The following is a 24,314-nucleotide window of genomic DNA, read 5'->3' as shown; positions in this document are numbered from 1 at the left end:
ATCGGTACGCATCATACCATCGCATCCCCTGCCGTCGCGGATTTACAACGACCTGAATCCGGCAGAAGTCCGGACAAGACACCCGCCGCGACGATGCATAGCCCACCGGCGATTTCGCGCACGCCCAACCCCTCGCTGGCAAGCCACCAGGACGAGACCGCCGCCACCACGATCTCGAAAAGCATGATCAGCGCGGCCTGATTGGCCGGCACCCGCGCCAGACCGAACTGCACGATGACGTTGGTTACCGCAATGGTGCAACCCAGGGCCAGTGCAACCGCAGCCGCCGACATGCTCGAGGTGAGTACCGACACGGTGGCACGGCCGGCTTCGGCACCGCCATCGAACGGCAGCACCAGCAATCCGCCAACCACACAGCCAAGATAGAGTGTCCAACTGCGCATTTCAGCGCGCACGTCCGGCAGCGCCTGACTGACACGCCGCAGTAATACGTTATTCAGCGCAAAAGCCGCGCCGGCAATGGCACCCGCCCATTCGCCGGGATTGTTAGGCACCGGCCAGCCCAACTCGGGCGACCACAGCATCAGTCCTGCCCCGCCCAGCGCCAGCGCGATCAGGCTCGCGCCCCGCATGCCCACGCGCTCGCCGAGCAGCCAGTGGGCGAAAAGCGCCGTCCATACGGGGGTCAGATAAAAAAGCAGTAACACGCGCATGACATGGCCGTGCGTCGTCCCCCAGACGAACGCCACATTGGTCGTGCCCCCGGCGAATGCCACGCCGACCAGCAGCCACGACCAGCGCAGCGTACCGAGCGAGCGCCGATAGACCAGCGTGAGCAGCAGCAACGCAATGCTGCCGGTGCAAATCTGCGCAGGCACTGCCGCCACGCCCCACTGGGCAAGCACGCGGTAAGGGAACCAGGCCAGCCCCCACACGGAAGAGCCGATAAGAATGGCCAAGGCGGGCGCCGCCCGGGTGCGCAGCGATGCGCCGGCGGTCGATTCCGGGCCGTGCGCGCCGTTGCCGGCTACGGTCATACTGTTGACTCCTGAAAAACCTGAGATACTCCGCAGACTTGCCCCATTGGCGCCTCGGAATGTGCTGAATTACGCGGCAGTCGCGCTTTGTAGGCGCCGTAACGGTATAATTTTCGCTTTGCCGATCTTGCCATTCTTGAGCGCGTCCGGGAACCCCTTCGCGTGATGTACCGGATAAGTGCGACCCCATACGTGGCCTGCCATCCGCAAGCCTGGCACCGGAAAATGCTTCCTGGCGCGCCGGTGCCCGGAGGATCTGGTCGGGCCCAGCCGCCTCGCGCGGCCCGAATTGTCTCGAACGATGCCCTGCGTGGTGTCGCGAACCCTAGCCCTGAGTCTGTTTGAATTCTCGTGAACCCATTACTCGACAAGCTCCAGCCCTACCCCTTCGAACGCCTGAAGTCGCTGGTGGCGGATGTTACGCCCGCGAGCGCCTTCAAGGCCATCAGCTTCGGCATCGGTGAGCCCAAGCACCCGACGCCGCAGTTCATCAAGGAAGCCTTGATCGAAGGGCTGGGCGGCCTCTCGAACTACCCCGCCACGGCGGGCGGCGAGCCGCTGCGCGCGGCCATCGCCGCGTGGCTGGAACGCCGCTACGCGCTGCCCAACGTGAATCCGGCGACCGAAGTGCTGCCGGTCACGGGCTCCCGCGAGGCGCTTTTCTCGTTCGCACAGGCGGTCGTCGACGGCAGCAAGCCCGGCGCACGCGTCATGTGCCCGAACCCGTTCTATCAGATCTATGAAGGCGCAACGCTGCTCGCCGGTGCAACGCCTTATTACGTCGACAGCGATCCGGCGCGCAATTTCGCTCCGAACTATGACGGCGTACCGGTGGAGGTCTGGCGCGACGTCCAGCTTGTCTATCTCTGCTCGCCCGGCAATCCGACCGGTGCGGTGCTGGGACTGGCGGACTGGAAGCGTCTGTTCGAACTCTCCGACGAATACGGTTTCGTGATCGCCTCCGACGAGTGCTACTCCGAGATCTATTTCGACGAAGAGCGCGCCCCGCTGGGCGGCCTTGCGGCGGCCCACCAACTGGGTCGTGGCTTTGAGCGTCTGGTGGTCTTCTCCAGCCTGTCGAAGCGCTCGAACGTGCCCGGCATGCGCTCGGGCTTCGTGGCGGGAGACGCCGCGATCCTGAAGAAATTCCTGCTGTATCGCACCTACCATGGCTGCGCGATGAGCCCGGCCGTGCAAGCGGCGAGCGTTGCGGCGTGGAACGACGAAGCCCACGTGCGCCTGAACCGCAGCAAGTACCTGAAGAAGTTCCAGACCGTTACGCCAATGCTCGCCGAAGTGCTCGACGTGCGTCTGCCTGACGCCGGGTTTTACCTGTGGGCCAAGGTCGACACGAAAACCGGTCTGTCCGACACGGAATTCACGCGCCAATTGCTGGCGCAATACAATGTGGCCGTACTGCCCGGGTCGTATCTGGGCCGCGCGGCGCACGGCACCAACCCGGGCGAGAACTATGTGCGCATCGCCCTCGTGGCCGATGTGGACGAATGCACCGAAGGCGCCCAGCGCATCGTGCAGTTCTGCCAATCCCTTTAATCCTTTCTGCAACTGATTCTCGCCATGTCGCAACAACTGCAAACCATCATCGACCAAGCCTGGGAAAACCGTGCCGAGATCTCGGCCAAGTCGGCACCTGCCGATGTGCGTGAGGCTGTCGCCCACGTCATCGCCGAACTCGACAAGGGCGCCCTGCGCGTGGCCCAGAAGCAAGACGGCCAGTGGATCGTGAACCAGTGGGTCAAGAAGGCCGTGCTGCTGTCGTTCCGCCTCGAAGACAACGCCGTCATGCCGGCTGGCGGCTTCAGCCAGTTTTACGACAAGGTGCCGAGCAAGTTCGCCAACTACACCGCCGAAGACTTCGCACGCGGCGGCTTCCGCGTGGTGCCGCCGGCAGTGGCACGCCGCGGCTCGTTCATCGGCAAGAATGTCGTGCTGATGCCCTCGTACACCAACATCGGCGCCTACGTTGACGAAGGCACCATGGTCGACACGTGGGCCACGGTCGGTTCCTGCGCGCAAATCGGCAAGAATGTTCACCTCTCGGGCGGTGTCGGCATCGGTGGCGTGCTCGAGCCGCTGCAAGCCAACCCGGTCATCATCGAAGACAACTGCTTCATCGGCGCTCGCTCGGAAGTCGTGGAAGGCGTGATCGTCGAAGAAAACTCGGTGATCTCGATGGGCGTGTATCTGGGTCAGTCGACCAAGATCTACGACCGCGAAACGGGTGAAGTGCATTACGGTCGCGTGCCGGCCGGCTCGGTCGTCGTGCCGGGCAACCTGCCGTCCAAGGATGGCAAGTACAGCCTGTACTGCGCCGTGATTGTGAAGAAGGTCGACGCGCAAACGCGCGCCAAGACGGCGATCAACGACCTGCTGCGCGGCGAATAAGTCCACGCGGCACCGGCGAGGCGCGGGTCGCGGTCATGGCCGCGATGTTGGCGCCTCGTTTTTGTTTTTGTATTTGCGACATCAGGAGTTCCGGCGATGACGGCAGTGCTGTACGGCATTCCCAACTGCGATACCGTGAAGAAGGCGCGCACGTGGCTCGACGAGCACGGCGTGGCGTACGACTTCCACGACTTCAAGAAGGCGGGCGTGAACGACGCACTGCTGGGCACCTGGCTCGCTCAGGTGCCGCTCGCCACGTTGCTCAACCGCAAGGGCACAACGTGGCGCAAGCTCTCACCGGAGCAACAGGCTGCGGCTGCCGACGAGTCGGTAGCACGCACCCTGATGATTGAAAACCCGTCGCTCATCAAGCGCCCCGTGCTGGTGGCGAACGGCAAGGTTTCCGTGGGCTTCACGCCTGACAGTTACGCCTCACGATTCTGACTTCATGACTTCCTCCCAAGGCGCCACGCTGGCGCTTACCGAACAACTGATCGCCCGTCATTCGGTGACCCCCGAAGACCGCGATTGCCAGACAATTCTGGCGCGCCGCCTCGAAGCGATCGGCTTCGCGTGCGAGACCATCGCGTCGAACGGCGTGACCAACCTGTGGGCAGTCAAGCGCGGCACGCGCGGCACCGACGGCAAACTGCTCGTCTTCGCCGGCCACACAGACGTCGTGCCGACCGGCCCGCTCGACCAATGGCATTCCGATCCGTTTGCGCCAACGCATCGTGACGGCATGCTCTACGGCCGCGGCGCCGCCGACATGAAGACATCGCTCGCGGCTTTTGTGGTCGCTTCGGAGGAATTCGTCGCCCAACACCCGGATCACACCGGCGCCATCGGCTTTTTGCTGACGAGCGACGAAGAAGGCCCCGCCACTGACGGCACGGTCAAGGTCGTCGAGGCGCTGAAGGCGCGCGGCGAGCGCCTGGACTACTGCGTGGTCGGTGAGCCGACGTCGAGCCAGCAGTTGGGCGACATGGTCAAGAACGGCCGCCGCGGATCGATGTCCGGCAAGCTCGTGGTCAAGGGTGTTCAGGGCCACATCGCGTACCCCCATCTCGCCAAGAACCCCACGCATTTGTTCGCCCCGGCGCTTGCCGAGCTGACACAAACGGTCTGGGACAATGGCAACGACTATTTCCCGCCCACCACGTGGCAGATCTCGAACATTCACGCGGGCACCGGCGCGACCAACGTCATCCCGGGCGAGTTGACCGTGATGTTCAACTTCCGCTTCTCGACGGCCAGCACGTCCGAGGGTCTGCAACAGCGCGTGCATGAACTGCTCGACCGTCACGGCCTGACCTATACGCTGGATTGGTCGATCAGCGGCCAGCCGTTCCTGACACCGCGCGGCGATCTGTCGGAGGCGCTGTCGAGCGCGATCCATGAAGAAACGGGGCTTCAGACCGAACTCTCGACGACAGGCGGCACGTCGGATGGCCGCTTCATTGCGCGGATCTGCCCGCAGGTCATCGAATTCGGTCCTTGCAATGCCAGCATTCACAAGATCGACGAACACATTGCCGTGGCCGATATCGAGCCGCTCAAGAACATCTACCGTGGCGTGCTGAAGCGTCTGGTAGCGTAAAGCGCGAGGTATCCCCATGACAACTCAGGCGACCCACCCTTTCCGGACATTGCGCGATCTGCTGCGCTACGCCGTTTCGCGTTTTACCGAGGCCGAACTGGCCTTTGGGCACGGCACGGCCACGGCCTACGACGAGGCTGCGTATCTGCTGCTTCATACGCTGCACCTGCCCATCGATACGCTGGACCCGTTTCTCGATGCCCGCTTGCTGCCCGAGGAAATCGAGCGGGCGCTGTCGGTCATCAACCGTCGTGCGGGCGAACGCGTGCCGGCGTCGTACATCACGAATGAAGCCTGGATGCACGGTCATCGGTTCTACGTAGACGAACGCGTCATCGTGCCGCGCTCGTTCGTGGGCGAATTGCTGGAAGACGCCTTGCAGCCGTGGGTCGATCACCCCGAGAACGTGACCGACGTGCTTGAGTTGTGCACCGGCTCCGGGTGCCTCGCGATCCTCGCCGCCGAGACCTTCCCGGTCGCGCAAATCGATGCCGTCGACATTTCCCCGGACGCTCTGGCCGTGGCGAAGATCAACGTGGCCGACTATGGCCTCGAAGACCGCGTTGCGCTGCATCTGGGCGATCTGTATGCGCCGCTCCCACAAGGCAAGCGTTACGAAGTCATTCTCACCAATCCGCCGTACGTGAACGAAGGCTCGATGCAGGTGCTCCCGGCCGAGTATCGTCATGAGCCGCGCCTGGCGCTGGCGGGTGGCGATGACGGCATGGACGTGGTTCGCCGCATCATTGCCGGCGCCCGCGAGCATTTGACCGACAACGGTGTTCTGATTGTCGAGATCGGCAACGAACGTCACTTCGTTGAAGCGGCGTTTCCCGATCTGCCGATAACGTGGCTGGCCACGAGCGCGGGCGACGACATGGTCTTTCTGGTGCAGGCCGCCGATCTGCCCGATCTTCGGTAACGCGGCAGGGTCATACGCCCTCTGGGCTCGCACATTGTTGCGAGCCCTCGCCTAAGTTCACGCACCGCGGTTACACTCGTGTTCCCGAGTCCGCGCGACTCACGGCATGGAGGAAAGTGGTCCGTCATGGCGTTCAACTGGCTTGATGTCGGCTTTGCCGTCGCCTGTCTTCACGCAATGGGAGTCATCGCCGCGATCCATGCCGTTCTGACGGTACGGACATCGCAAGGCGCGGTGGCATGGGCAGTGTCGCTCGTGACAATGCCCTACCTCACCCTGATTCCCTATCTGTTTCTTGGGCGGTCGAAATTCATCGGCTATGTCGAGGCGCGCCGCGCGCGCAACGAAGCGCTGCAATCGCGCATGGGCGATACGCAATGGAGCGGCGAGCCGCCCGTGGCCATGGAAGCGCACCCGGAATACGCGGCGCTCACCGCCATGACGGGCATGTCGTTCGTGGCGGGCAATCGGGTGCGCCTTCTGGTGAACGGCCGGGCCACGTTCGACGCCATCTTTGCCGCCATCGACCGCGCGCGAGACTACGTCATCGTCCAGTTCTTCATCGTCAAGGACGACGCCCTCGGTCGCGCCTTGTCCGCCCGTCTGCTCGCGCGTGCCGCCACCGGCGTCAAGGTCTACTTCCTGTACGACCGTATCGGCAGCCACGATCTGCCGCGCAGTTATTGCGAAAAGCTGAGGCAGGGCGGCGTGATGGTTCACGAGTTCGCGGCCGCCAAGCGGGGCATTTTCGTCAACCGCTTTCAGCTCAACTTCCGCAATCACCGCAAGATCGTGGTGATCGACGGCAACGAAGCATTCATCGGCGGACACAACGTCGGCGTCGAGTATCTCGGCGAAAAGCCGCCACTGGCGCCCTGGCGCGACACGCATATCTCCGTGCGCGGCCCGGCGGTAGTCGGTATCCAGCGCGCATTTGCCGAGGACTGGCACTGGAGCACAGGCGCAGTTCCGGAACTTAACCGTCTGCCGGCTGCGTCGGGCGAAGACATGCACTGTCAGGTGGTACCCAGCGGCCCGGCCGACCGGCTGGAAACGTCATCCCTCTTCTTCGTCACCGCTATCAATGCGGCACAGAAACGGGTGTGGCTCACCACGCCGTATTTCGTGCCCGACGAGGCCGTATTCTCCGCGTTGCGCCTGGCGGTGCTACGCGGCGTGGACGTGCGCATTCTGATCCCTGATCGCCCCGATCACTACGTGGTGTTCGAAGCGACGACCTCGTATGCGTTCGAAGCCGCACGCAGCGGCATCAACGTCTATCGCTATCAACACGGCTTCATTCATCAGAAGGTCGTGCTGATCGACGACAGCGCAGCCGCCGTGGGCAGCGCCAATCTCGACAACCGGTCGTTCCGGCTGAATTTCGAAATCATGCTGCTCACCGTTGACCCGGCCTTTGCCGACGACGTCGCGTTCATGCTCACGCACGACTTCGAGCAGGCCGTGCCGCTGAACAAGGACGATTTCCGGAAGATTCCGAGATGGCGCCAGATTGCAATGCGTTTGGCGCGGCTTTTCGCCCCAATTCTGTAGACGCGACAAGGCACACATCGCTTTCGTGTCTTCAGACCGGTAAAATGCCGGTTTTGCCGTCCCCTGCGCCCTGTTTTCGATGCACGGCTCGTTCGTTCCCACCGGGATCAGCGATACCGGCACGCCGCGCAGCCCCGGGACGAACTGACCCGCTTTCCCCTCGGCCTTTTTCGTGATCCGATTCGAACACCTCACCCTCGCACGCGGCACCAAGCCGCTCTTCGAGGACACCTCCGTAACGCTCAATCCGGGCGAACGCGTCGGCCTCGTCGGGGCCAACGGCGCGGGTAAATCCACCCTCTTCGCCCTGCTGCGCGGCCAGTTGCATGCCGACGGCGGCGACGTCTTCGTGCCCAGCAGTTGGCGCGTTGCGCACGTCATGCAGGAAACGCCTGCGGTCGAGCGTACCGCGCTGGACTATGTGCTCGACGGCGACACGCGGCTTCGCGAGATCGAGGCGACGATCGCCGCCGCCGAGGCCGCGCATGACGGACACGCGCAAGCCGAAGCGCATGCGGCCTTCGCCGACGCCGACGGCTATACCGCGCCGGCCCGTGGCGAAGCCTTGCTGCTCGGTCTGGGCTTCACGCTCGCGCAGACACAATTGCCCGTCGCCAGCTTCTCGGGCGGTTGGCGCATGCGTCTGAATCTGGCACAGGCGCTCATGTGCCCGTCCGATCTGCTGCTGCTCGACGAACCGACCAACCACCTGGATCTCGACGCGATTGTCTGGCTCGAAGACTGGCTCAAGCGCTATCCCGGTACGTTGATCGTGATTTCGCACGATCGGGAATTTCTCGACGAGGTCTGCAACGTCACGCTGCATATCGAGAATCAGCAGATCAAGCGTTACGGCGGCAATTACAGCCAGTTCGAGATCCTGCGCGGTCAGCAACTGGTGCTGCAACAAAGCGCGTTCGACAAGCAGCAGAAGACGATTGCGCATCTGGAATCGTTCATTACGCGTTTCAAGGCCAAGGCAACGAAGGCGCGTCAGGCCCAGAGCCGGATGAAGGCCCTTGAGAAGATGGAGCGCATTGCGCCCGCGCATATCGCGTCGCCGTTCACGTTCGAGTTTCGCCCGGCCGACAGCGCACCGAACCCGATGCTCGTTCTCGACGCCGTGCGTTGCGGTTATCCGCTCGACGACGGCACCGAGAAGGTCATCCTCCCCCACGTCACGATGTCGGTGCAGAACGAGCAACGCATTGGTTTGCTGGGTGCCAACGGACAGGGCAAATCGACGCTGATCAAAACGCTCGCGGGCACACTCGCGCCGCTGGCGGGTGAGGTAAAGACCGGCAAGGGACTTCAAATCGGCTACTTCGCCCAGCATCAGGTCGAAACCCTGCGCCATGACGACTCGCCGTTGCAGCATCTGCAACGCCTTGCCCCCGACACACGCGAACAGGAACTGCGCGACTTTCTCGGTGGGTTCAATTTCCGTGGCGACATGGCAACGTCATCGATTGCGCCGTTCTCCGGTGGCGAGAAGGCACGTCTGGCGCTGGCGCTCATCATCTGGCGCAAACCGAACCTGTTGCTGCTCGACGAGCCGACGAACCACCTGGACCTTGAGACACGTCATGCCCTCACGATGGCGCTCGCTCAGTTCGACGGCACGCTGATCCTCGTCTCACACGATCGGCATTTGCTGCGCGCGACCACGGATCAGTTTCTGCTGGTGGCCGGCGGTGAAGTGCAACCGTTCGACGGGGATCTCGACGATTACCGGGACTGGCTGCTGCAACACGCGGCCGACCAACGCGCGGCTGCACGGGACGCCAGCAGCGGCAACGGCGAAGGCACCGACGGCGGCGATGGCGTCAATCGCAAGGATCAGAAGCGCGCAGAGGCGCAGGAGCGTCAGCGGTTGTCGCAACTGCGCAAACCGCTGCAAAGAAAGATCGAGAAGCTGGAGCAGTCGATGGCGAGGCTTTCGGACGAAAAAGCGCGGCTCGACGCTATCCTGGCGGACAGCAGCACCTATGAAGACGCCAAGAAGGCACTGCTGACCGATAGCCTCAAGCAACAGGCCGATGTTACGGCGAAGCTCTCGGATATCGAAGCGGAATGGCTCGAAGCCCAGGAGGCGCTCGAGCAGATCGCTTGATCCGGCAGCGGGGGCGGCCACACGGAACGCTCCATATCGCGAGGCGCTGCAAAAGGAAAAGCCCGGTCGATTGGACCGGGCTTTTTTGTGCTCATCGACTCAGGCGAAAGGCACGCAGTTACAACCCCGCGACCACCGAAATCGCATGCTCCAACCGGTCGACGGCGTGGACTTCGAGCCCATCAATGGGCTGCTTCGGTGCGTTCGCCTTCGGAATGATCGCGATGGAAAAACCGAGTTTGGCCGCTTCTTTGAGACGATCCTGCCCGCGAGGGCTAGGGCGAATTTCCCCGGCCAGCCCCACTTCACCGAAGGCAACGATGCCGCGAGGCAACGCCTTGTTGCGCAGCGACGAATGAATCGCCAGCAATACCGCCAGATCCGCCGCCGGCTCCGTGATCTTCACGCCACCGACGGCGTTCAGGAATACGTCCTGATCGAAGCATGCAATGCCGGCATGGCGATGCATCACCGCCAGCAACATCGCCAGCCGGTTCTGCTCCAGCCCCACCGCCAGACGCCGCGGATTAGGCACCTGTGCCGTATCGACCAGCGCTTGCACCTCGACGAGCAGCGGCCGCGTTCCCTCTTGCGTCACCAGCACGCAGGACCCGGGCACGCTTTGTTCATGCTGCGAGAGGAACAGTGCCGACGGATTCGCCACGCCGCGCAGCCCCTTCTCGGTCATCGCGAACACGCCCAACTCGTTGACCGCCCCGAAGCGATTCTTGAACGCCCGCACCAACCGGTATGAGGAGTGCGTATCGCCTTCGAAATACAGCACCGTGTCGACAATGTGCTCAAGCACACGCGGCCCGGCAAGACTGCCTTCCTTCGTGACATGGCCGACCATGATGACGGTCACGCCGCTCTGCTTCGCACTTCGGGTGAGTTGTGCTGCACATTCGCGCACCTGCGCCACCGAACCGGGTGCGGAGCTTAGCGCTTCGGAATAGACCGTCTGGATCGAATCGATCACCACGACGTCCGGCTTTTCCGTTTCGATGGCGCCCAGAATCTTCTCAAGCTGGATTTCGGCGAGCAAGTCCAGTTCGCCACCGCCCTCGCCCGCTGCGCCAAGACCGAGCCGTTGCGCCCGCAAGGCGATCTGCGCCCCCGATTCCTCGCCACTGACATACAGCGCACGACGCTCACGCGCCAGATACGCGAGCGACTGAAGCAGCAAGGTCGACTTGCCGATACCGGGATCGCCGCCGATCAGCACCACACCGCCCGCCACAAGACCGCCTCCCAGCACGCGATCGAATTCGCTCACGCCACTGGAGAAACGTGGGACATCGGCCGCTTCGATGTGCGCCAGCTTGAGTACCGGCGTGCTCTTGGCGAGCGATTGGTAGCGATGGCCGGTCGTCGTCTCCGCCACCGACTCGACGAGCGTGTTCCAACCGTTGCAGTTGGGGCACTGCCCCGCCCACTTTGGAGTTTGCCCGCCGCATTCAGTGCAGATATAGACAGTCTTGGCTTTTGCCATGCGTGGAGATCCTGTGGTGGCGCTTAGTTCGCGTGCACAGGCACACGGCGCGCCACGGCGCACATCAACTCGTAACCGAGCGTGCCCGCCGAGGCGGCCACCTCGTCGATGCTCAGGCCCCGGCCCCACAGGGTGACGGACGAGCCCACGCGCGCCTGCGGCACCGGCGTGAGATCGACCGCCAGCATGTCCATCGACACTCGGCCGATTGTGCGGGTGCGCATGCCGTCGACAAGCACAGGGGTGCCGGTGGGCGCAACGCGCGGATAGCCGTCGGCATAGCCGCACGCGACCGTGCCCACACGCATCGCCGTCTCAGCGGTAAAGAGACTGCCATAGCCGACCGTGCCACCGGCCGGCACGTCCTGAATACCGATCAATTCGGATTCAAGCGTCATCGTCGGTTGCAGATCGAATTTCGACGCCGGGACATCGAGCCCCTTCGGCGACGAGCCGTAGAGCATGATGCCCGGACGCACCCACGCGCCATGCGTCTCCGGAAAGCACAGCGTGGCTGCGGAGTTCGCAAGACTGCGCTCACCCGGCACATCGCAGGCGCCGCGCTCGAACGCTTCCATCTGATGCTGAATCCCGCGCGGGCCGTCGGCATCGGAGAAGTGGGTCATCAACACGATCTGGCTCACCCCGGGAATCGCACGGGCACGCTCCCACGCAGCGCGGTAACGCTCGGGGGAGAAGCCAAGGCGGTTCATGCCGGAGTTCATCTTGAGCTGGATGTTGAGCGGCTTTTTCAGACGCGTCGTTTCCAGCATGCGCAACTGTTCGTCGCTGTGCACCGTGGTCGTCAAGCCGTACTCATCGACGATCGCCAGATCTTCGGGCTTGAAGAATCCTTCGAGCAGCAGAATCGGGCCGGCCCAGCCGAGTTCGCGCAGACGCACGGCTTCGTCGAGATCGAGCAGGCCGAAGCCGTCGGTGTCGCGAAGGCCGGGAAACGCGTTATCGATGCCATGCCCGTAGGCATTGGCCTTGACCACCGCCCACACCTTGGCATTAGGCGCGTGGCGGCGAGCGACATCGAGATTGTGGGCAAGGGCTGCGGTATGAATCGAGACTTTGATTGGACGAGGCATGGGCAGATACAGAATCGGAGGAGAAGCTCGCCGGGACAGGCTGGCGGCATAACGCATCGGCATATTTTCGTGTTATAAAGCCGTGCGCACAACTTGTTTTGCCGAAATCTTTTTCCCGATAACAAAATCGGTCTCAGACCGAGGGCGAACGGGCGCCCGACACGGGGGCATCAAAACCGAGTATACGGTCGATTAGCGACATTTGAGTGATTGATGCGCGCAGATACCCCTGTGTTTAAGCACGGTTTCTTCCCGTATGGGAGCCCACTTCGGGCACCGCGGATTCCGACAACCGAGACACGCAAGTTTTACGCCGCACGGGATCGACTCAAGTACCGATGAAGAAAGGCTTTTATACCATCATGGCCGCGCAGTTTTTTTCGTCGCTGGCCGACAACGCATTGCTCATCGCCGCAATCGCCCTTCTCAAAGATTTGCATTCCCCGCAGTGGATGACGCCGCTGCTCAAGCTTTTCTTCGTCCTCTCCTACGTCATTCTTGCCGCTTACGTGGGCGCTTTCGCCGACTCCATGCCCAAGGGCAAGGTCATGTTCATCAGCAACTCGATCAAGGTCGCAGGCTGCCTGATGATGTTGTTCGGCTCGCACCCTCTGATAGCGTATGGCGTAGTGGGCTTCGGCGCGGCGGCCTACTCGCCCGCGAAGTACGGCATTCTCACGGAATTGCTCCCCGCCGAGAAATTGGTTGCGGCCAATGGCTGGATCGAAGGCCTGACGGTCAGTTCGATCATTCTCGGGACAGTGTTGGGCGGCGCGCTCATCAGTCCGCATATATCGGAATGGGTACTGCAACGCACCCCCGAGGTGATCAGTTCGCCGGCGATGGCCGCGATGGTCGTCATCATGGGCATTTATGTGATTGCCGCGCTGTTCAATCTGCGCATTCCCGATACCGGCGCACGCTATGCCCGTCAGGAACGCAACCCCATCAAACTCGTTTCCGATTTCGCCGACTGCTTTGTCACGCTGTGGCGCGACAAGCTGGGCCAGATCTCGCTGGCCGTCACCACACTGTTTTGGGGGGCAGGCGCAACCTTGCAGTTCATCGTGCTGCGCTGGGCAGAAAAAGCGCTCGGCATGACGCTGTCCGAAGGCGCCATTCTGCAAGCCGTCTCCGCCGTGGGTGTCGCAATCGGCGCCATCGTGGCGGCCTCGCGCATTCCGCTCAAGCGCTCGCTGTCAGTGCTGCCGGTCGGCATCGCCATGGGCATCGCCGTGATGGCGATGGCGTTCTTCTCGAAGGATCTGCTGCCGTACGGAACGCAATGGAAAGTGCCGCTGTATCTGATCATCGCGTACATTTTCCTTATCATCGTCGGCGCACTCGCAGGCTTCTTCGTGGTGCCGATGAACGCCCTGCTTCAGCATCGCGGCCATGTCCTGCTCTCTGCCGGCCACTCCATCGCCGTGCAGAACTTCAACGAAAACCTGTCCGTGCTCATCATGCTGTGCCTCTATGCACTGCTGATCTGGTTCAATGTGCCGGTCGGGTTCGTTATTATTCTGTTCGGTGTGTTCGTTTCGGGCACGATGTGGCTCGTCATGAAGCGTCACCAGGCCAATCAGCGCGAATTCGATTCGGTCGCGCTCATCGGCGAAGTCAAGCATTGATATGAATTTGCGTCAGACGTCTGTCCCCATCGCACTCACTATCGCCGGCTCCGATTCCAGCGGCGGCGCGGGTATCCAGGCCGACCTCAAAGCGTTTTCCGCGCTCGGCGCCTATGGCGCCAGCGTGATTACCGCGCTCACTGCCCAGAATACGCAGGGCGTGACCGGCATTCACACACCGCCCGCGAGCTTCGTCACCGCGCAAATGGACGCCGTGTTCCAGGATCTGGAAGTCGACGCCGTCAAGCTCGGCATGCTGGCCAACGCCGAAGTCGTACATGCCGTGGCCGCCGGGTTGCGGCGATACAAGCCGCGCTTCGTCGTACTCGATACCGTGATGATCTCGAAGAGCGGCCACGCGTTGTTGCAGCCGGACGCCGTTGCCGCTCTGCGTGACGAACTGCTGCCGCTGGCGGATCTGATTACCCCGAACCTGCCGGAAGCCGCCGCACTGCTCGGCATGGCGCCCGCCGCCAACGAAGGCGAGATGGAACGGCAAGCCCAAGCGCTGCGCGCGCTGGGTGCTCGCAATGTGCTGGTCAAGGGAGGTCACCTCGCCGGGGATCTGAGTCCGGACTGGCTTGTGAGCGACGCCGGTGTCGAGCGCTTCAACGCACCGCGCATTGCCGCCCATAACACGCACGGTACGGGATGCACGCTATCGGCCGCACTGGCCGCACTGCGTCCCCGTCGCGACAACTGGTCGGACACCGTGCGCGATGCCAAGGCCTACCTCAACGGCGCACTCGCCGCCAGCGACGAACTCCACATCGGTCACGGCATCGGGCCGGTGCACCACTTCCACGCGGTCTGGCCCAAGGACTGAGCGGCCGGATGACGCACTGACGGCGCCGAATCGAAGCATCAGATCGACGGCGCGCCGTCGTCGGCACTGCGCGCGAGTGCACGGCGCGCCGCTGCATCCGCCCGCTCACTCAACTCCTCGATACGATGACGAGCACGCGGTGCCCAGAAGTCCGGCACGATAAATCCGCGCTCGCACTCGAACCAATCCTCCTTGCCGGCACGGCGCGTCACCGAGACGACCAGCAAAGGCTCGGCGATACCACGCTCGCGCCAGTGGGTCTCGATGTGCACATGCATCGCTGCAAGCGGTAGCGCTAGCGCATCGTCCACGCGGGCAGGTGCGAGCCAGCGTGCCCTCGGCAACATGGCCCAGCGCCGTTCGCCCGATGTCGCAGATTCGCGGGATGTCGGTTGCGCATGCGCCCACCACTCGTCGAGCGTCGCCCACCAGCCCCGGCCATGCGATTCAGACGCCACCTGCGGCAATTGCCCGCGCTGCGTCAGCGGATGGAACAACCAGCCCTTGAGATACACCTGCGGCAACCATGGCCCGGCGGCGGGCAACGCACTTCTCGCCGCGTCGAGTGTCGTCAGACGCAGTTGGTGTCCAAGCAGCCGCGCCACTTTGTCGGCCAGACTATCCGCCAGATTCGGCCCAAGCCAATGGAACTGGACAGCACGTTCGTCCAGTGCCGGCGCCGACATTGCCGGCGGCACGAACAGGTACAGCTTCACCGCCAGTTCCCAATGCAACCACTGCTGATCGGCACGACGCTTGAGCAGAAAGTCGCACTCGCCGAGCGTCATGTTGCCCCGGCGCGGATCGCGCACTTGCAGACCCGCCGCGAGCAGATCGAACCGAGGACTGTGCAGCAACGCGAAATGCAGCAACTGCTCCGCGTAACGGCCCAGACGATTGGTTTCGCCACGCGCGAGGAATTCGCGCAATGGCTCGGGATCGGCATCGCAAGCGAGCAACCAATCGTGTAGCAGCCGGGAATGGAAGACCGGTTCCGAGATGCCTGAGGCGCTGGAAAGCGCCTGGGGCAAGACCCCGGGCATCGGAGTGGCACGGTCGGGGGCCGCATCGGCCGCCGCCTGCACGCTATCGAAATGGGCAAGTGCCGCCGGAAAGCGGGCAGCACTGAGGAGATCGGCGGACAGCAATAGCCACGCGAGGTCGCGCACCGGCGCCTCGCGTAGCGTTTCGATCAGTTCGCCGTAGGCTTGTTGGCCGGAGTCGATTCGCACACTGCCTCGTAGGTAGCCCGCGCCAGGCACCAATCCGTCCAGGCTTTGGCCTTGTCGGGCAGACTGCGTAAGAGATAGGCCGGATGGTACGTCACGATCACCGGCACCCCTTCATACTCATGCACACGCCCGCGCAGGCTGGCAATGCTCGCCTGCGTGCGCAGGATACTCTGCGCCGCGAAGCGCCCCATCACCACGATCACCCGCGGCTTAAGCAGCGCAACCTGACGCTTCAGATACGGCTCGCAACTCGCGACTTCCTCCGGCTCGGGATCGCGGTTATTCGGCGGGCGACACTTCAGCACGTTCGCGATATAGACATTCTCGCCGCGCTTTAGCGCCGAAGCACGCAGCATATTGTCGAGTAATTTGCCGGCCTGACCGACGAACGGTTCTCCCTGCAAGTCCTCCTGCTGGCCCGGCGCTTCACCTACGAGCAGCCAGTCAGCCTCGCGATCGCCCACCCCGAAAACCGTCTGCGTGCGTTTCTCGCACAGGCCGCACAACCGGCAATCGGCAACGCGCTCGGCCAGCGCCTCCCAGTCCAGCGTTTCGACGCCCGGCAATGCCGGGCGTGCCGGTGCATCCGCCTCGCCTGCGTCTCGCACGATCGACCACAATGCGGCGTCGGCTGCGGCGTCGCCATCGCCATTGCCATCGCTGTCGAGCCACATCGGGATGTCGTCGGGCGGCAGATCCGCCATGCGACGATTGCCGCCACCGTCCGGCGCGGCTTCACGACGAGCCGGCGCCACAGGGGCGCTGGGCATGCCAGGGGGGACAGACGCGTCGTTCACAGCCGCAACGCGTGCGGCAGGACGCTCGACCGCCGCGGCGGACGGTGTGACGTCCCACGGCGGCAAATCGTCGGCCGGAAAGGCGGCGTGCACGCCCCCCGGCTCGGCGAGCGTTGCCACCCCCGCCTCCTCGGCGCTCACCGCTGTCGCCCTGGCCACGGCATCGTGCGACATCCACACCGGCCACAGCCCGAACTCTTCCAGTATTGCTTTAGGCCACGGCACGATCAGTCTCCCACGACAGGCGCATCACAATGGCGTCTTCACGACGCCCGCTCGCCGGATAATATCCCTTGCGCCGGCCGATCTGCTCGAAACCGAAACGCTCGTAAATGCGCAGCGCCCGCATATTCGACGGACGCACTTCCAGCAACACGCCGCCCATGCCCTGCGCGCGCGACACGCGCACCACTTCGTCGAGCAGCTGCACACCGAGGCCGTTGCCCTGCATTTCCGGTACCACGCACACGTTGAGCAGATGGGCTTCGTCGACAACCGGCATCAACAGGAAATAGCCCAGTAACGAGCCATCGACCGCACGCAGGCAGACACCGTGATGGCCGGCGTCCAGCGAATCGGCGAAATTCTGTCGCGTCCACGGAAATGGGTACGCGCGCACCTCAACGGCAACGACCTCATCAAGGTCGGCCAGCGTCATCGGCGAAAAATGGTTCGGCCCGGTCTGACGCATCAGGGCGCCTCCTTGCCGCCAGGCTGCACAGCGGCCTGTTTGATGGCCTCGCGCTCGGCGGTCGTCTGCGCTACCTTGTTGCGGATGTAGACCGGCATGGCCTGATCGGCAGGAATCGCCTCGCCCCGGGCGAACGCGCGGGCCGCCAGTGCGGCAACGTAACGGGCACGCGGCATGGCATCGGCCAGCACGGCCTGCGCCTGCGCGGTGCCCTGCAACCGGTCGCCAAACGCGAGTACGGCATTGCCGGCGACAACAAACGCGGCGTCGGGGACCTGCACCTGTTCCGCGGCGTTGAGGGACGGTGGTTGCACTTCTCGCCATTCGCCCGCTGCGGCGTCCCAGGCGTAATCGGCCCAGTAAGCCTCGTTCATGCGCGCATCGAGCGCGACAAGTACCCGTTGCGTATCGACGCGCAGCGCGCGCGCCGCTTCGGCACAGGCCAGCAACGTACCCACCGGCACCACGGGCAATTGGGCCCCGAAGGCCAGCCCCTGGGCCACGCCACATGCGGTGCGCAGCCCGGTAAACGAGCCGGGCCCCGCGCCAAACGCGATCGCGTCGCATTCGGCGAGCGCCACACCGGCCTCGCGCAGCACGTCGCGCGCGGCCGGAAGAATATGGGTGCTGGAAACAGGGCCGGTATCGAGATGGCGCTCGAACACGAGGGCCGGCGCCCCACTGGCGGGATCATGACGATACAGGGCGACCGAACAGAACTCGGTCGAGGTATCGAGGGCAAGAAGCGTAATCGAAGACATGGCGCTATTGTAATCGGGCGCGCGACGAGCAACCTAGTGGGATCGACGGTAACCCGCGCCGAGACTGATGTCACACCACCGGGTGACGCGCTGACATTGCCCGCCGGCAGGCGCTCACGACTCCGTGCAAATCCGAACGTGCACTTTTCTAAAAATACAGGTATAATCCGCGCTTCGCTTCGCGGGGTCCTATGAAATACCCCGTCAAGTGACGAAAAACCGCGTTTTGCCCCAATCCTGTGATAAGCCGCTGTAGTTCTTGCCGGTACTGGCGTTCCTGATGGAACGACCCGCCGCCGTCCCTTGGCTTACGATACGGATTTCGATCCGCTTTCTGCCCCATCCGCGATTTGCTTCCTGCTTGCGACGAATTGGGTTTGCCGATTGGCGCCAACGCCCCGACATAACCTTATTAATCCGCAAGAGGATTCATGGAACAGCATTCCAAAATGTCTGCGCTCGCGCAGACGTATTTCCCCACGTCCGAAGAAAACATTGACGCTATTGTTGTTGACGCCGCGCCGGCAGTTGCCGCAGCAGTCAGCACCGATGGTCAGCCCACGTTCGCCGAACTCGGTCTGAACCCGGCCATTCTGACGGCACTCAACACCGCTGGCTACACCAGCCCTACGCCGGTCCAGCAGCGCGCGATTCCCGCAGCGCTTGCCGGCCGCGATCTGCTCGTGTCGAGCCCGACGGGTTCGGGCAAGACGGCCGCTTTCATGCTGCCCGCCATCCACCGCTTCGCAGAAATGCAGGCGAGCGGCGAGTTGGGCAGCCGCGCCCCGGCAGCCCATCCGCGCAACCAGCCGGCCGCCCCGGGCGAAAAGCCCCGCAAGGGCCAGCGTGTGCGTCGTGTGGCCGCTCAGCCGCTGCTGCTCGTGCTCACGCCGACGCGTGAACTGGCACAGCAAGTCTCGACCGCTGCCGATACGTACGGCAAGCAACTGCGCCGCCTGCGTACCATCAGCATTCTGGGCGGCATGCCCTACCCGCGTCAGCTCGAAATGCTGGCCAAGCAGCCCGAGATCATCGTGGCAACGCCGGGCCGTTTGCTCGACCATATCTCGAGCGGCAAGATCGATCTGTCGCAACTGATGATGCTGGTGCTCGACGAAGCCGATCGCATGCTCGACATGGGCTTCATCGACGATATCCAGGCCATCGTTGACGCAACGCCCGAGTCGCGCCAGACGCTGCTGTTCTCGGCAACGATCGACGGCCGCATGGGTGAAATCACGCGTCGTCTGTTGCGCGATCCGGAAACCATCGAGATCACGCGCAGCAGCGAACAACGCACCAACGCCAATATTGAGCAAACGCTCCACTATGTGGACGACCGCGCCCACAAGGATCGCCTGCTCACGCACCTGCTCGGCAACGACGCCCTCGATCAGGCGATCGTGTTCACGTCGACCAAGCGCGATGCCGACCTGATCGCCGACCAGCTCGAACAAGCCGGCTTCGACAGCGCAGCACTGCACGGCGACATGCCGCAAGGCGTGCGTAACCGTACGCTGCGCGCACTGCGCGAGCGTCGTGTCCGTGTGCTGGTGGCCACCGATGTGGCCGCACGCGGCATCGACGTGCCGGGCATCACGCACGTGTTCAACTACGATCTGCCGAAGTTCGCGGAAGATTACGTCCACCGTATCGGCCGTACCGGCCGTGCCGGTCGTCGTGGCGTGGCTGTGAGCCTCGCCGCACACGGTGAAATCGGTGCCGTGCGCCGCATCGAACGCTACACGCGTGAGCCGCTGCCGGTGAACGTGGTGGCCGGTTTCGAACCGCGTCGCTCGCCGCCCAAGGGTGGTGCCGGCGGTGGCGGCAAGCGTCCGGGCCAAGGCCGTGGCGGTCCGCGTCATGGTCAAGGCAGTGGCGGCGGCCGCTGGAGCAATAGCAACAGCGCCCCGCGTTACGGCAACAACAGCGGCAACGCTGGCAGCGGCGGCTATCAAGGCGGCCAACGCTTCGGCGGCGCCAAGCCGGCCGGCGCGCCGTACGAGCGTCGCGAAAGCAGCGGCTACCAAGGTGGCTACCAGCAGAGCGAAGGCGGTAACGGGGGGCACAGCGGTAACGGCTTCTCGACCGGCAGCGCGACCGACCGCTTCGAGCGCCGCTCGCCGCGTCCGGCTGACGGCAACCGTCAGGACCGTGGCGCCCGCAGCTTTGATGCACCGCGTCAGGACCGTGGCTTCGGCAATCGCAACGGCGGCGGCTTCAACAAGCGTCGCAGCGGCTGAATCGCCTGATACCGGCGGGATGGGTCATTGACCTGTCTTGCCCGAATCACTGAAAACCCCAGTGTCGACTCGTTGTCGGCGCCGGGGTTTTCTCTTTTGTGCGTCCGGATACCCATATCGCAAGGCGCGCAGACGCCGGGTACCGTCACCGACGCCATCGCGTCATTACGTCAATCACGAAGATGCGAACCGGTCCGTCGCCTCGATCAGCCAATGCAGGATGGTCGGCTCGCTGAAGGCATGTCCGGCGTCCGGCGCCCAGTAGAAATCCGCCTCCGGCCACGCCTTGTGCAGCGCCCACGCCGTATGCGCGGGCGTCGCCATGTCGTAGCGCCCCTGCACGATCACCCCCGGAACATCGCGCAAACGGCTGGCGTTATCAATCAACTGATTCGGCGCGAGAAATCCATCGTGCACGAAGTAGTGATTCTCGATGCGGGCGAACGCAATCGCGTAGTGCGGATCGCCGAACGCTTCCGCAAGGTGATCGTCGGGCAATAACGTGATGGTGCTGCCCTCCCACATGCTCCACGCCCGAGCCGCCTCAATTCTCACCGCCTCGTCGGGGTGCGTCAGCCGCTTGCGGTAGGCACGCATCAGATCGGCGCGCTCCTCAAGCGGGATCGGCGCCAGAAACTTCTCCCAGCGGTCGGGGAACATCCACGAGGCGCCCGTCTGGTAGTACCACTGCAACTCTTCCCGGCGCACCGTGAAAATCCCCCTCACGACGATTTCGCTCACACGGTCAACATGCGCCTGCGCGTAGGCCAACGCCAGCGTACTGCCCCACGAGCCACCGAACACCTGCCACTTCTCATATCCGAATTTGGCGCGCAACCGCTCGATATCCTCGACCAGATCCCACGTTGTGTTGTGATCGAGGCTCGCGTGCGGAATCGACCGTCCGCAGCCACGCTGATCGAACAGCGTCACGCAATACTTCGCCGGATCAAACAACCGCCGGTGCTCCGGCGAACACCCCCCACCGGGGCCGCCGTGCAAAAACACAGCAGGCTTGCCGAGCGGATTGCCGCACCGCTCCCAATAAATGCGATGCCCGTTGCCGACATCGAGCATGCCACTCTCGAACGGCTCGACTGGCGGATACAACCCGCGCAACGAGTCGGGGCGAGACTCTATGACCTTGCCCGGCTCTCGCGGCGAGCCGGGTGTCTGTAAAGGCGGCTCGCTACGCACGCCGCGGGCGGCATCATCGGGAAAGTCGGCAGACATCGGCATCCTCACAGGAACAAGGGTCATGGCGCCGTCCATGGCATCGGCCACCACAACGCCGACGGGAAAACACGAACGAGCAGGACGGGACAACGCCATCGAAGTTCAGTGTAGCGCGGTGCCCCAAACAAGACAAAGCACCAGCACCAAAGGAAAGGGGACGATGTTTCCATCGTCCCCTTCGTGCGGCTCGACCCACGCTGCGAGCCGCACAATGCCTCATTGCTCGCTATGGCGCGTTACCGTGATTCACAGCGATTCACGGCGAGTCTTTCCCCCCCATCAGACCTCTTCGTACAGCGGCAACGTGAGGAAGTCGACGAAGTCCTCGCTAGTGCTCATCTGTTCGAAGATGACGGCAGCGCGATCGTACGTCGGCGCCACCTGCCCGACCAGTTCCTTGACGTTGGCCAGCTCCTGCGGGATCAGCTCACGCACCAGGTCGGCAGTCACTTTGCGGCCGTCTTCGAGCTTGCCCTTCGGCGAGCGAATCCACTGCCACACCTGCGAGCGCGAGATCTCGGCCGTTGCAGCGTCCTCCATCAGGTTGTGAATCGGCACGCAGCCGTTGCCCGCGAGCCAGGCGCCCAGATAGTGAATGCCGACATTGATGTTGTTACGCAGCCCCGCCTCCGTGATCGGCGCTTCCGGCTTGAACTCCAGCAAGTCGCGCCCCTTGACGCTCACGTCATCACGTTGCTTGTCGATCTGATTGGGACGATCGCCCAGTACCTTCACGAACTCTTCCATGGCCACCGGCACCAGCCCCGGGTGCGCCACCCAACCGCCGTCGTAACCGTCGGTGGCATCGCGCGCCTTGTCGCCACGAATGCCGGCCATCGCCTTTTCGTTCGCTTCCGGATCGTTCTTGATCGGAATCAGCGCACTCATGCCGCCAATGGCGGGTGCATGGCGGCGATGGCACGTCTTGAGCAGCAAGAGCGCATACGCACGCATGAACGGAACCGTCATGTTGATACGACTACGATCGGCCAGACAGAAGTCGGCATCGACCTTGAACTTCTTGATGCAAGAGAAGATGTAGTCCCAGCGGCCGGCGTTCAGACCCGAGCTATGCTCGCGCAACTCGTACAGGATCTCGTCCATTTCAAACGCAGCCAGAATGGTCTCGACGAGTACCGTCGCCTTGATCGTGCCCTGCGCTATGCCCAGTTCGTTCTGCGCAAGCACGAACACATCGTTCCACAAGCGCGCTTCGAGATGACTTTCGAGCTTCGGCAGGTAGTAGTAAGGCCCGAAGCCGCGCTCCAGCGACGCCTTGGCGTTATGGAAGAAGTGCAGGCCGAAGTCGAACAGGCTGCCCGACATGCGCACGCCGTCCACGCTCACATGCTTCTCATCCAGATGCCAGCCGCGCGGACGCACGATCAGCGTGGCAACCTTGTCATTCAGTTTGTACTGCTTACCGTTCTGTTCGAGACTGATATTGCCGCGCACGGCGTCGCGCACATTGATGTGACCTTGCAACTGGTTGTGCCAGTTCGGTGCGTTCGAGTCCTCGAAGTCGGTCATGTAGCTGTCCGCCCCCGAGTTCAGCGCATTGATAATCATCTTGCGCTCGACCGGACCGGTGATCTCCACGCGGCGGCATTGCAGCGCCGCCGGCAGCGGCGCGATACGCCAGTCGGCGTTGCGAATCGCCTGGGTTTCCGGCAGGAAATCCGGCACTTCGCCGGCGTCGAGTCGCGCAGCGCGCGCCACACGCTCAGCAAGCAGCGCCTGACGGCGCGGCTCGAAGGCACGATGCAGTTTAGCGATGAAAGCGAGCGCCTCGGGGGTCAGGATCGCTTCATACTCAGGACGAATAGCGGCGGTATCGACATGCAACTGCATGCCGGGGGGCAACGTCAGGGACATCAGGGATCTCCAACAATCTTGATTTATATAAGGGAGTGCGCCGCAAGGAAGAACTTCAGGGGCTTTGCACAGGGCCTCACACCTCTGCGGGTGTCAGGCGCGCACTCCCGTCACTGCCTCGACAAATCGCTGCAAGTCGCGCATGTCGCGCCCCATCCCCTGCGGCGTTACGCCGAGTTGCTCGACCGGCAGCCCGGCCCGGTTGACCCAAAACGTCGGGTAACCGAACCAGGTGGCGCCGGCCGCGTCCCAGCCGTTGCTGGAGACGAAAACGATGGCGTTGGCAGGCAGGCCGAACGCATCAGGTCCAAGTTGATAAGCCTCGGGGGCTGTTTTGTATTTGCGCACGACGTCGACCGACAGCACATGGTCGAACAAGTCCTTGATGCCCGCGCTCTTCAGACCGACATCCAGCATTCGCGGATCGCCGTTCGAAAGCACGCCCAGCCGGAGCCCCATGGCGCGCAACGCGCGAAGCACCGGCGGGTTCTCGGGGAAGACGGACAGGCAGGTGTACTCATCCATGAGACGCTTCTCGGCAACCGGCGTCAGCGTCAGGTTCAGTCGAGCTGCGGCATAGCGCAACGCGTCGACGGTGATGTCCCAGAACGGGCGATAGCGCTCGCCATTCGGTCCCGAGAGCGTGCGCAACTGCGTGTACTCGATCTGCTTCACGCGCCACAGCTCCGCGAGCGCTGCCCCGCGCCCCGGAAATTGCTGCTCGGCAGCCGCCGCGACGGAGTACACGTCGAACAGCGTGCCGTAAGCGTCGAAGATCACTGCCTGGATGTGGGAAGTCATAACTTGAGTATCACCCGGGGTCACTTGTCATTGCCGGTCGAT

General features: G+C 63.4%; 20 protein-coding genes. 10 read left to right on the top strand and 10 right to left on the bottom strand.

The features are described from left to right. Positions 1-11 precede the first annotated feature (11 nt). Positions 12-998, bottom strand: a complete 987-nt coding sequence (locus tag AT395_RS12270) for a DMT family transporter (RefSeq protein ID WP_048629341.1) — start codon at positions 996-998, stop codon at positions 12-14. A 351-nt stretch (positions 999-1,349) separates the two neighbouring features. Here AT395_RS12270 and dapC point away from each other — a divergent pair, with 351 nt between their 5' ends. From dapC to AT395_RS12235, 7 genes are all read left to right on the top strand, one after another. After that, entirely contained in the window at positions 1,350-2,552 is a 1,203-nt protein-coding gene (dapC, locus tag AT395_RS12265; RefSeq protein WP_058375194.1) for a succinyldiaminopimelate transaminase, read from the top strand. 24 nt (positions 2,553-2,576) lie between these two features. Beyond that, positions 2,577-3,404, top strand: a complete 828-nt coding sequence (gene dapD, locus AT395_RS12260; RefSeq protein ID WP_042115761.1) for a 2,3,4,5-tetrahydropyridine-2,6-dicarboxylate N-succinyltransferase — start codon at positions 2,577-2,579, stop codon at positions 3,402-3,404. A gap of 96 nt (positions 3,405-3,500) precedes the next feature. Beyond that, on the top strand, positions 3,501-3,848 hold the full coding sequence (locus AT395_RS12255) for an ArsC family reductase (protein ID WP_042115760.1): 348 nt from the start codon (positions 3,501-3,503) through the stop codon (positions 3,846-3,848). Between the two features lie 4 nt (positions 3,849-3,852). Beyond that, positions 3,853-5,004 carry a succinyl-diaminopimelate desuccinylase gene (dapE, locus tag AT395_RS12250; protein ID WP_042115759.1) on the top strand — a complete coding sequence of 384 codons (1,152 nt, stop codon included), beginning with the start codon at positions 3,853-3,855 and terminating at the stop codon, positions 5,002-5,004. A gap of 16 nt (positions 5,005-5,020) precedes the next feature. Further along, positions 5,021-5,926 (top strand): 50S ribosomal protein L3 N(5)-glutamine methyltransferase, encoded by a 906-nt coding sequence (gene prmB, locus AT395_RS12245; RefSeq protein ID WP_048629339.1) that lies wholly within the window; start codon positions 5,021-5,023, stop codon positions 5,924-5,926. Positions 5,927-6,052: 126 nt separating this feature from the next. After that, complete coding sequence (cls, locus tag AT395_RS12240; protein WP_048629338.1) at positions 6,053-7,480, top strand: cardiolipin synthase; 1,428 nt, start codon at positions 6,053-6,055, stop codon at positions 7,478-7,480. Positions 7,481-7,652: 172 nt separating this feature from the next. Further along, positions 7,653-9,593, top strand: a complete 1,941-nt coding sequence (locus AT395_RS12235) for an ATP-binding cassette domain-containing protein (RefSeq protein ID WP_048629337.1) — start codon at positions 7,653-7,655, stop codon at positions 9,591-9,593. Between the two features lie 118 nt (positions 9,594-9,711). On the opposite strand, the gene radA is transcribed toward AT395_RS12235, so the two are convergent. Together radA and alr are read right to left on the bottom strand one after the other, a co-directional pair. After that, complete coding sequence (radA, locus tag AT395_RS12230; protein WP_042115755.1) at positions 9,712-11,085, bottom strand: DNA repair protein RadA; 1,374 nt, start codon at positions 11,083-11,085, stop codon at positions 9,712-9,714. Positions 11,086-11,108: 23 nt separating this feature from the next. After that, on the bottom strand, positions 11,109-12,179 hold the full coding sequence (alr, locus tag AT395_RS12225) for an alanine racemase (protein ID WP_048629370.1): 1,071 nt from the start codon (positions 12,177-12,179) through the stop codon (positions 11,109-11,111). Between the two features lie 338 nt (positions 12,180-12,517). Between alr and lplT the strand changes: the two genes are divergently transcribed. Next, positions 12,518-13,810 (top strand): lysophospholipid transporter LplT, encoded by a 1,293-nt coding sequence (gene lplT, locus AT395_RS12220; RefSeq protein ID WP_042115754.1) that lies wholly within the window; start codon positions 12,518-12,520, stop codon positions 13,808-13,810. 1 nt (position 13,811) lies between these two features. After that, positions 13,812-14,636: a bifunctional hydroxymethylpyrimidine kinase/phosphomethylpyrimidine kinase gene (thiD, locus tag AT395_RS12215; RefSeq protein ID WP_042115753.1), complete on the top strand. Its 825-nt coding sequence runs from the start codon at positions 13,812-13,814 to the stop codon at positions 14,634-14,636. A gap of 38 nt (positions 14,637-14,674) precedes the next feature. Here the strand turns inward: thiD and AT395_RS12210 are convergent, their stop codons facing one another. The 4 genes from AT395_RS12210 to tsaB are packed head-to-tail and all read right to left on the bottom strand — an operon-like array spanning position 14,675 to position 18,117. Next, positions 14,675-15,868: a DUF1853 family protein gene (locus AT395_RS12210; protein ID WP_048629336.1), complete on the bottom strand. Its 1,194-nt coding sequence runs from the start codon at positions 15,866-15,868 to the stop codon at positions 14,675-14,677. After that, a complete protein-coding gene (locus AT395_RS12205; protein WP_072632824.1) occupies positions 15,829-16,890 on the bottom strand; it encodes a uracil-DNA glycosylase in 1,062 nt (353 codons plus the stop codon). Before AT395_RS12205 ends, AT395_RS12210 begins: the two co-directional genes overlap by 40 nt. Further along, positions 16,877-17,356 (bottom strand): ribosomal protein S18-alanine N-acetyltransferase, encoded by a 480-nt coding sequence (gene rimI / locus AT395_RS12200; protein ID WP_042115752.1) that lies wholly within the window; start codon positions 17,354-17,356, stop codon positions 16,877-16,879. Before rimI ends, AT395_RS12205 begins: the two co-directional genes overlap by 14 nt. Next, positions 17,356-18,117 carry a tRNA (adenosine(37)-N6)-threonylcarbamoyltransferase complex dimerization subunit type 1 TsaB gene (gene tsaB, locus AT395_RS12195; protein WP_048629335.1) on the bottom strand — a complete coding sequence of 254 codons (762 nt, stop codon included), beginning with the start codon at positions 18,115-18,117 and terminating at the stop codon, positions 17,356-17,358. The genes rimI and tsaB overlap by 1 nt, the downstream gene beginning before the upstream one ends. Before the next feature lie 449 nt (positions 18,118-18,566). Here tsaB and AT395_RS12190 point away from each other — a divergent pair, with 449 nt between their 5' ends. Then, a complete protein-coding gene (locus tag AT395_RS12190) occupies positions 18,567-20,360 on the top strand; it encodes a DEAD/DEAH box helicase (RefSeq protein WP_082164822.1) in 1,794 nt (597 codons plus the stop codon). A gap of 174 nt (positions 20,361-20,534) precedes the next feature. Here AT395_RS12190 and pip read toward each other — a convergent pair whose 3' ends face one another. The 3 genes from pip to AT395_RS12175 all read right to left on the bottom strand — a co-directional run bounded on the left by pip (position 20,535) and on the right by AT395_RS12175 (position 24,272). Continuing rightward, entirely contained in the window at positions 20,535-21,470 is a 936-nt protein-coding gene (gene pip / locus AT395_RS12185) for a prolyl aminopeptidase (RefSeq protein WP_048629368.1), read from the bottom strand. Positions 21,471-21,875: 405 nt separating this feature from the next. Then, positions 21,876-23,471, bottom strand: coding sequence for a malate synthase A (gene aceB / locus AT395_RS12180; protein WP_048629334.1), 1,596 nt, complete (start codon positions 23,469-23,471; stop codon positions 21,876-21,878). A 93-nt stretch (positions 23,472-23,564) separates the two neighbouring features. Next, the gene (locus tag AT395_RS12175) at positions 23,565-24,272 is read right to left on the bottom strand and encodes a haloacid dehalogenase type II (protein ID WP_048629333.1); all 708 of its coding nucleotides are present in this window, start codon (positions 24,270-24,272) and stop codon (positions 23,565-23,567) included. Between the last annotated feature and the right edge of the window lie 42 nt (positions 24,273-24,314).

Source organism: Pandoraea apista (assembly GCF_001465595.2).
Taxonomy (GTDB): domain Bacteria; phylum Pseudomonadota; class Gammaproteobacteria; order Burkholderiales; family Burkholderiaceae; genus Pandoraea; species Pandoraea apista.
Note: the sequence above shows the minus strand (reverse complement) of the source record. Positions and strands in the feature narration are given on the sequence as shown.

Coding starts and splice junctions, on each gene's coding strand:
- AT395_RS12270 (WP_048629341.1), bottom strand. CDS start 998: ATGACCGTAGCCGGCAACGGCGCGCACGGCCCGGAATCGACCGCCGGC.
- dapD (WP_042115761.1), top strand. CDS start 2,577: ATGTCGCAACAACTGCAAACCATCATCGACCAAGCCTGGGAAAACCGT.
- AT395_RS12255 (WP_042115760.1), top strand. CDS start 3,501: ATGACGGCAGTGCTGTACGGCATTCCCAACTGCGATACCGTGAAGAAG.
- dapE (WP_042115759.1), top strand. CDS start 3,853: ATGACTTCCTCCCAAGGCGCCACGCTGGCGCTTACCGAACAACTGATC.
- prmB (WP_048629339.1), top strand. CDS start 5,021: ATGACAACTCAGGCGACCCACCCTTTCCGGACATTGCGCGATCTGCTG.
- cls (WP_048629338.1), top strand. CDS start 6,053: ATGGCGTTCAACTGGCTTGATGTCGGCTTTGCCGTCGCCTGTCTTCAC.
- radA (WP_042115755.1), bottom strand. CDS start 11,085: ATGGCAAAAGCCAAGACTGTCTATATCTGCACTGAATGCGGCGGGCAA.
- alr (WP_048629370.1), bottom strand. CDS start 12,179: ATGCCTCGTCCAATCAAAGTCTCGATTCATACCGCAGCCCTTGCCCAC.
- lplT (WP_042115754.1), top strand. CDS start 12,518: ATGAAGAAAGGCTTTTATACCATCATGGCCGCGCAGTTTTTTTCGTCG.
- thiD (WP_042115753.1), top strand. CDS start 13,812: ATGAATTTGCGTCAGACGTCTGTCCCCATCGCACTCACTATCGCCGGC.
- rimI (WP_042115752.1), bottom strand. CDS start 17,356: ATGCGTCAGACCGGGCCGAACCATTTTTCGCCGATGACGCTGGCCGAC.
- tsaB (WP_048629335.1), bottom strand. CDS start 18,117: ATGTCTTCGATTACGCTTCTTGCCCTCGATACCTCGACCGAGTTCTGT.
- AT395_RS12190 (WP_082164822.1), top strand. CDS start 18,567: ATGTCTGCGCTCGCGCAGACGTATTTCCCCACGTCCGAAGAAAACATT.
- aceB (WP_048629334.1), bottom strand. CDS start 23,471: ATGTCCCTGACGTTGCCCCCCGGCATGCAGTTGCATGTCGATACCGCC.
- AT395_RS12175 (WP_048629333.1), bottom strand. CDS start 24,272: ATGACTTCCCACATCCAGGCAGTGATCTTCGACGCTTACGGCACGCTG.